This window comes from Halolamina sediminis (genome assembly GCF_001282785.1).
In the GTDB taxonomy this organism is placed as follows: domain Archaea; phylum Halobacteriota; class Halobacteria; order Halobacteriales; family Haloferacaceae; genus Halolamina; species Halolamina sediminis.
Window position 1 is genome coordinate 2,829,227 of sequence record NZ_CVUA01000001.1, and the last position, 6,632, is coordinate 2,835,858.

9 protein-coding genes are annotated in these 6,632 nt (G+C 70.1%); 3 read left to right on the forward strand and 6 right to left on the reverse strand.

Annotated features, from left to right (window positions below; genetic code table 11):
- Nucleotides 1-44: 44 nt before the first annotated feature.
- Nucleotides 45-764 (reverse strand): phosphoribosyltransferase family protein, encoded by a 720-nt coding sequence (locus tag BN1959_RS14205; RefSeq protein ID WP_053949275.1) that lies wholly within the window; start codon nucleotides 762-764, stop codon nucleotides 45-47.
- Between the two features lie 88 nt (nucleotides 765-852).
- A complete protein-coding gene (gene pyrE, locus BN1959_RS14210; protein ID WP_348533017.1) occupies nucleotides 853-1,398 on the reverse strand; it encodes an orotate phosphoribosyltransferase in 546 nt (181 codons plus the stop codon).
- Between the two features lie 55 nt (nucleotides 1,399-1,453).
- Between pyrE and BN1959_RS14215 the strand changes: the two genes are divergently transcribed.
- On the forward strand, nucleotides 1,454-2,011 hold the full coding sequence (locus tag BN1959_RS14215) for a sugar O-acetyltransferase (protein ID WP_053949277.1): 558 nt from the start codon (nucleotides 1,454-1,456) through the stop codon (nucleotides 2,009-2,011).
- 8 nt (nucleotides 2,012-2,019) lie between these two features.
- Here the strand turns inward: BN1959_RS14215 and BN1959_RS14220 are convergent, their stop codons facing one another.
- Nucleotides 2,020-2,559 (reverse strand): CDP-2,3-bis-(O-geranylgeranyl)-sn-glycerol synthase, encoded by a 540-nt coding sequence (locus BN1959_RS14220; protein WP_053949278.1) that lies wholly within the window; start codon nucleotides 2,557-2,559, stop codon nucleotides 2,020-2,022.
- Between the two features lie 176 nt (nucleotides 2,560-2,735).
- Between BN1959_RS14220 and BN1959_RS14225 the strand changes: the two genes are divergently transcribed.
- On the forward strand, nucleotides 2,736-3,128 hold the full coding sequence (locus BN1959_RS14225; RefSeq protein WP_053949279.1) for a prefoldin subunit beta: 393 nt from the start codon (nucleotides 2,736-2,738) through the stop codon (nucleotides 3,126-3,128).
- Nucleotides 3,129-3,377, forward strand: coding sequence for a DUF3194 domain-containing protein (locus BN1959_RS14230; protein ID WP_053949280.1), 249 nt, complete (start codon nucleotides 3,129-3,131; stop codon nucleotides 3,375-3,377).
- 201 nt (nucleotides 3,378-3,578) lie between these two features.
- Here BN1959_RS14230 and BN1959_RS14235 read toward each other — a convergent pair whose 3' ends face one another.
- The 3 genes from BN1959_RS14235 to BN1959_RS14245 form a co-directional block, all read right to left on the reverse strand.
- Nucleotides 3,579-5,483: a DUF2070 family protein gene (locus BN1959_RS14235; protein ID WP_053949281.1), complete on the reverse strand. Its 1,905-nt coding sequence runs from the start codon at nucleotides 5,481-5,483 to the stop codon at nucleotides 3,579-3,581.
- A 69-nt stretch (nucleotides 5,484-5,552) separates the two neighbouring features.
- A complete protein-coding gene (locus BN1959_RS14240; protein WP_053949282.1) occupies nucleotides 5,553-6,107 on the reverse strand; it encodes a GMP synthase subunit A in 555 nt (184 codons plus the stop codon).
- A 73-nt stretch (nucleotides 6,108-6,180) separates the two neighbouring features.
- Nucleotides 6,181-6,632, reverse strand: a 452-nt coding sequence (locus tag BN1959_RS14245) for a VOC family protein (RefSeq protein WP_079978714.1), incomplete at its 5' end; no start/stop codon positions are given.

Consider the following 6,632-nt stretch of genomic DNA (forward strand, 5'->3'; position numbering starts at 1 on the left):
AGCGGTATTCACGAACGTGGATTACCGCGAGGAGCGTGCCGTCGTCAGCGGTCGTCGAACGTCGTCAGCGCGCCCACGGGCGCGTCGGTGATCTCGCGGGCGCGGTCCATCCCCTCGTCGCCGACGGCGATCAGGGTGAACACGCCGCCGACGGTCGCGCCGACCTGCTTCACGATGTCGAGCAGGAGTTCCTGCGTCTCGCCCGAGCGGATCAGGTCGTCGACGACGAGCACGGTGTCGCCCGCCGAGACGGCGTCGGCGGGGAGGTAGTAGGTGAGCTCGATCCCCGACGCGAGTCGTTGGCGGGACTCGACGAACTCCTCGACGGCGGTCTCCTTGCGTTTCTTCGCGTAGACGATGTCGGCGTCGAAGTAGGAGGCCATCGCGGCGCCCAGCGTGATCCCGTCGGTCGCGGCGGTCAGCACCACGTCCGGGCGGTCGAACGCGAACGACTCGGCGGCGACGGGCGCGACGAGGTCGAGGAACGACTGGTCGAACACGGCGGCGCTGTTGTCGACGTACCCCTCGTCGTCGACGGTGATCCGGGACTCCAGCTCCTCGGCCAGCGCCTCCCGACCGACGCTCTCGACGGTCTCGCGGGCACGCTCGATGCCGGGCAGGACGTGCCCGTTGACGTAGCGGTTCAGATCCCCCGCCGGCAGGCCGGTGAGCTCGGCGAGCTCGTCGTACGTTCGACTGCGCTTCAGCGTCCGCAGAACGGCGACGGCCCGTAGCTGCAGGGCCGCCTTCTCTGCACGGTTCATGGATATCCTCACGGTTGCACAACCATGAACACGTCGAACGACGGTCGTACGAAAAACGGACGGGGGCGTGCCCAGCAGTCGCCGATCGCTACCGGTCGGCCAGCAGCTCCGACGCGGTTACGAGCGCCTCCATCTCGACGCCGTGGTCGGCGAGGTTCTCCCGGCCGCCCTCCTCGCGGTCGACGACCAGCAGCGCGCGGTTCACCTCGGCGCCGGCCTCCCGGAGGGCCTCGACGGCGTCGACGGCGGACTGGCCGGTGGTCGCGATGTCCTCGACGACGACGACCTCCTCGCCCTCCGAGAGGCGGCCCTCGATGCGGTTGCCGGTGCCGTACTCCTTCTGCTCCTTACGCGCGATGACGTAGGGCACGTCGGCGGTGATGCTCGTCGCCGCCGCGAGGGGGACGCCCCCCAGCGCGACGCCGCCGAGCTTCTCGCCGTCGAGTCGCTCGCTGAACGCCTCGGCGATCAGGCGGAGACAGCGCGGGTCGGTCTCGAACAGGTACTTGTCGACGTAGTAGTCGCTGGTGCCGCCGTGGGAGAGTTCGAACTCGCCGAACTGGACCGCGTCGGCGTCCCGGAGCGCCTGGATGAGTTCGTCGGTCACGGCTGTGGGTGGGCGCGGGGTCGGCAAAAACTGGTCGGTCGTCAGGGGAAGGCTATATCGGCCGACCGGCCCGACCCCGGCTATGGCGAGCGAGAAGGAGAAGATGTTGCGCGGCGACCTGTACGACGCCGACGACCCCGAACTCGTCGCCGAGCGGGAGCGGGCCCGCGAACTCACGCGGGCCTACAACCAGACGGCGGCCGACGATCAGGAGACACGGCGAGCGCTACTGACCGATCTGCTCGGCTCCGTGGGCGAGGAGCTCGCTATCGAACCGCCGTTCCGGTGTGACTACGGGTACAACATCCACGTCGGCGAGAACTTCTACGCGAACTTCGACTGCGTGATACTCGACGTGTGTCCGGTCGAGATCGGCCGGAACTGCAAGCTCGCGCCGGGCGTCCACATCTACACCGCGACACATCCGCTCGACCGCGCCGAACGCGCGACCGGGGCGGAGTACGGCGAGCCGGTGACCGTCGGCGACGACGTCTGGATCGGGGGCCAAGCGGTCGTCAACCCGGGTGTCAGTATCGGCGACGGCGCCGTCGTCGGGTCGGGCGCGGTCGTCACCGACGACGTGCCAGCGGGGGCCCTCGTGCGGGGGAACCCGGCGACGGTCGTGAAGGAGTTGGACTGAGCCGCCACTTACCACGGCTCGTCTTTCACGCCGAGCCAGTAGGCGATCCCGTTGGTCGCGAGATGCAGCAGCGGCGTGACCACGGCGACGACGGCGACGCGTGCGGGCGTGAACACCGACAGCGTCCAGTCGGGCGCGAACAGCAGCGCGAGCAGCAGCGCGCCGACCACGAAGTCCAGTTGGTCGAGCCCGGGGAACGCCGCGCCGCGCTCGCGGCCGCTGCGGCGTTTGACGAACGACGCGCCGATGTCGCCCAGCATCGCGCCGAGTGCGAGCCCCAGCGCCGCGGTGATCGGGAAGTTCGGGAGCGTGATCCCCAACGCGTCGCCGACCGCGGGCGCGACGGCGTCGAGCGCGAGCGCGAGCGCGATGCCGACGGCCGTGCCGACGGCCGTGCCGCGCCACGTCTTCCCGTCGCCGAGCAGTCGCGCGCCGCCGAGGGTTCGGCCGCCGTCGATGGGGCGGCCGCCGCCCGCGAGCACGGCCGCGTTGTTCGGGACGTACGCCGGGAGCATCGCCCAGAGCGCGCCGGCGATCAGTTCGAGCATGGGCGGATCGACGGCGGGGGAGGCCGTAAGTCCCGCGGGTCAGCCCGGCACGGGGAGGCGGGTAGGACCACGGGCCTACGCACCGACGGACGCCCGTGCGGGAGGGGTGAGCCGCCCCGAACCCGCGCCAGGCCTAAATACGGGGCTTTTTCAGGCCGAAGGACCTCGTTCGAGTTATGCAGGGTAGTCTGCCGCCCGAGGCACAAGAGAAGATCGAGGAGCTACAGGACCTTCAGGAGACCACCGAGCAGCTCGCGGCCCAGAAGACGCAGGCCGAGACCTCGCTCAACGAGGCTCAGACCGCGCTGGAGGCACTCGACGACATCGACGAGGACACGACGATGTATCGAGAGATCGGCGAGCTCCTCGTCCACACCGACTACGAGAGCGCCAAGGACGACCTCGAGGAGAAGGTCGACAGCCTCGAAGTTCGCGTCGACCAGCTCGAGAAGCGCGAGCAGAAGACCCAAGAGCAGTTCGAGGAGCTGCAGGAAGAGCTCCAGCAGATGCTGCAGGGTGGCGAGGGCGGCGGTCCGATGGGCCCCGGCGGCCCCGGCGCCGGCGCGTAGATGAGCACCGGCGAACCGACCGACGAGGAGGTCGTCGAAACCGCCAGCGCGGCCGCCGAAGGCGTCGTGCTGGACCGCTACAAGCAGTCCGAGCTGACTGACCTCGACGTGACGGTGACGTTCGAGGACGGCGTGCTCGACGTGGACGTGTACGTCAACCCCCCCGAGGACGCCGAGCCCGACGCCGAAACCGTCGCCGACGAGGCGGCGCTGGCAGCCCAGGACGCGGTCGACGAGCTTTTCGACTGACGGGGGACCTCCCCCCGCGACACTCACCTTCCAGCAGCGCCCCGCTCGGGGTGACTTCCCCTGTGACTCGTGAGCAACGGGTGCGGTCGCGCGGAGCCAATCACCGAGCACCGTCCCGACCGCGGCGCCCGGCCCGCCGGCTGTCGCCGTCGAGTCCGGGACTGGGTTCGGACGAATCCGAGGGTCGACAGCGGAACCGCCTCAGGTGACGAAGAACAGTAGCACGCTGATCGCGACGACCGCGAGGATGACCGCGAGCGCGAACGCCCCGCCCAGCGAGACCACCGCGTTGGCGTGGGAGGCCAGCGTCTCGGTGCGGTCGTTGCCGAACACCGTCACCTCCGCGCGTTCGGTTGCCATCCCCGCCTCGACGGGTTCGAGATCGGCGCGGGCCGCCTCGAGGAGATCGGACACGGCGTCGATGAACGCGCTGTGGTCGATTTCGGCGCCGACCTGATTGTCGGCCTCGACGGTGTTGACGATGTGGGTGTCGGTGGTCATCACCTCCGCGGCGTCGACCGTCTCCAGCAGCTCGTCGACGGTTCGATCCCGGAGCCACGGCTCCATGTTGTTGCCGTCGACGAGCACGTACGCCGTCTCCTGCCCGTCGACTGCCGTCACCGCGACCCGGATGCCCAGCGGGCCGATCCCCTCCTGTGGCTCCCAGTCGGTCTCGTCCCACGCCGTCCCCAGCGAGAGCGGTCCCTCGGGCGCATCGCCGAGTCGGGCGCCCGCCTGCTCGGCGGCGTTGATCATGTCGAACGAGCGGGGGCTCCCGGGGGTGACGTGGCCCAGGTCCGGGCCGTCGAGTCCGTTGTTGCAGTTGTGGGCGTCGGCGAGCAACACGTCGTCGAGGCCGTTGGTCCGGGCGCCCTCCCTCGCAGTGAGGCCGACGCCGTACTCCACGTCGTCGGCGAAGTCGGGCGAGAACGTGTTCACCAGCAGGCCGTCGCCGCCGAAGGACTGCCCGAGTAGTTTGGCGTCGCCCGCGACGGTTCGGGTACTCCGGGTCGCCTCGTCGTCGTACTCGATGCGTCGGTGGGCGCGGGCGGCGGCGTCGATCAGGCGGTCGACCTCCCGTTCGGTGACGAGGTTGAAGTCGTGGCCGGCGGTGGCGTGTGGGGGGAACGCCAGCCCCTCCGCGGTGTCGGCGACGCGCTCGGGGAGGTTCCCGCCGCCGATCTCGCCCATCGGCCCGGGGTGGATCATCGGCAGCACGAACCGCGCCTTCTCCGTCCCGTCGGGCCGGCGGAACGCGAGCACCGTGACCGGGACGATCGCCTCCTCGCCGAGCTCTTCGAAGAAGTCCTCCAGCTCCCGGGTGCCCTCGGCGACGTGGCCGATGAACCCCCGGAGGAAGTCGAGCATCGAGACGCCCATCGAGCGCCGCCACGGCTGGTCGACCGCGACGAGGAACACCCAGACTGCGACGGCGTAGAACACACAGAGCACGCCGAGCAGGGCGAACTGCTGGGGCGAGAGCGTGCTCAGGACGCCCGGCGCCTCGGCGGACTCGTCGAGGAACGGGGTGAGGAACGCCCGGGTCGCCGACCCGCCGTCGGCGAGATATCGGATCGTACCGCTGTAGACGAACAGTAGCGCGGCCGCGACCGCGGTCTGGATGCTGGCGGGGAGGATCGCGACCGGGAGCGAGGTGCGGGAGACCGCCATCACCACCAGCAGGCGGAGCGCGAACACCGACGCCAGCGCGACCATCAGCGCGTCGAAGACGAACGGCTGGTCGAGTTCGGGGACGAGGTAGGCGATCAGGGCCGCAGCGCTCACGACCGCGACGATCAGCAGCTCACAGATCAGCGCGAGCAGCGACGCGCGGTTGTACGTCAGCCGCCCCCCCGTGTAGCGGTCGACCCACGGGGTCGCGAAGCCGGCGACCACCGTCGGAACGCCGATGAAGAAGATCCCCTCCCACGCGTCCTGCCCGAGGAAGAGGATGCCACGGAACACCGCGTCGGCCTCGCCGCTGTCGAAGGCGCCGATGCCCGCGACGGCGGCCACCAGCAGGGCGAACGTGAGGCTGGTGTACCAGTTCGGGGCCCGGAAGATGAACCGCGAGAGCCCCGCGAGGTTGCTCTGGGACGACGTCATCGGTACTGGCTGTGACCCGGACGGCCTAAAACCCGTGACTTTCCGTCCCCGGCCCGATCCGGCCGCCGGCTACCAGTTCTCGCAGATCGTCTCGAACGCCTCGAACACCGCCTCCCCCTCTGCGGTGTGGGCGACCTCGGGGTGCCACTGGACGCCGTAGAGTCCCCGGTCGGGGTCGCTCATCGCCTCGACCTCGCAGACGTCGCTCCGGGCGGTGCGCTCGAACCCCTCGGGCACCTCGTCGACCTCGTCGGCGTGGCTGGCCCACACCCGGGTTTCGGGTGCGAGGCTACCGATCAGCGGGTCCGCGTCGTCGAGAATCTCGACGGTCACGTCGGCGTAGCCGCCGTACTCGCCGCTGTGGGTGCTGCCGCCCAGCTCCTCGGCCATGAACTGCATCCCGAGACAGATGCCCAGCACGGGGACGTCGAGGTCGAGGTAGTCGGCACAGCGCCCGACGCGGTCCATCGAGGGGCCGCCCGAGAGCACGAGCCCGTCGGCGTCGATCTCGGCGGGGTCGGTGTCGTTGTCGAGGATCTCGGTGTCGACGCCGATGTCCCGGAGCGCGCGCCCCTCCAGGTGGGTGAACTGCCCGTGGTTGTCGATGACGACGATCCTGGTCATGGGCTGGGTTGGCTGACGAGGCTCAAAAACGCCTCGGAACCGGGGCCATGTGGGCACGTCCGTGCAACGCGCCTCAGAGCGAGAACGGGTCGAACCGCTCGTTCCGGCCGTTCCACTGCTCGATGTCGCGCTCCTCGCGGGTGTCGAGATACAGCTCGACGCCGTTGCCGTCCGGATCCTCGAAGTACAGCGCCTTGCTGATGCCGTTGTCGACCGGCGAGACCGCGACGCCGCGCTCGCCCAGTCGCTCGGCGGTCGCCCGGAGCTCCTCGGCGCTGTCGACCTCCCACGCCGAGTGGTAGAGCCCGACGCGAGGGCCGCGCGGGTCGGCGGGGACGCCGTCGTCGACCTCCTCGGCGCCGATCCCCTGCAGCGCGAGGTCGTGGTGGTGCTCGCCGAGGGAGAGGAACGCGTACCGGTCGACGCGCTCGGTCACGTCGAGGCCGAGCACGTCGCGGTAGAACGCGACGGCGCGGTCGACGTCGGTGACTTTCAGGTGGACGTGTCCGAGGTGGTCGGCGGGCA

What these genes read in the sequence shown, in the direction of transcription:
- BN1959_RS14205 (WP_053949275.1), bottom strand. Translation starts at nt 764, where the DNA reads ATGAACCGTGCAGAGAAGGCGGCCCTGCAGCTACGGGCCGTCGCCGTT.
- BN1959_RS14215 (WP_053949277.1), top strand. Translation starts at nt 1,454, where the DNA reads ATGGCGAGCGAGAAGGAGAAGATGTTGCGCGGCGACCTGTACGACGCC.
- BN1959_RS14220 (WP_053949278.1), bottom strand. Translation starts at nt 2,559, where the DNA reads ATGCTCGAACTGATCGCCGGCGCGCTCTGGGCGATGCTCCCGGCGTAC.
- BN1959_RS14225 (WP_053949279.1), top strand. Translation starts at nt 2,736, where the DNA reads ATGCAGGGTAGTCTGCCGCCCGAGGCACAAGAGAAGATCGAGGAGCTA.
- BN1959_RS14230 (WP_053949280.1), top strand. Translation starts at nt 3,129, where the DNA reads ATGAGCACCGGCGAACCGACCGACGAGGAGGTCGTCGAAACCGCCAGC.
- BN1959_RS14235 (WP_053949281.1), bottom strand. Translation starts at nt 5,483, where the DNA reads ATGACGTCGTCCCAGAGCAACCTCGCGGGGCTCTCGCGGTTCATCTTC.
- BN1959_RS14240 (WP_053949282.1), bottom strand. Translation starts at nt 6,107, where the DNA reads ATGACCAGGATCGTCGTCATCGACAACCACGGGCAGTTCACCCACCTG.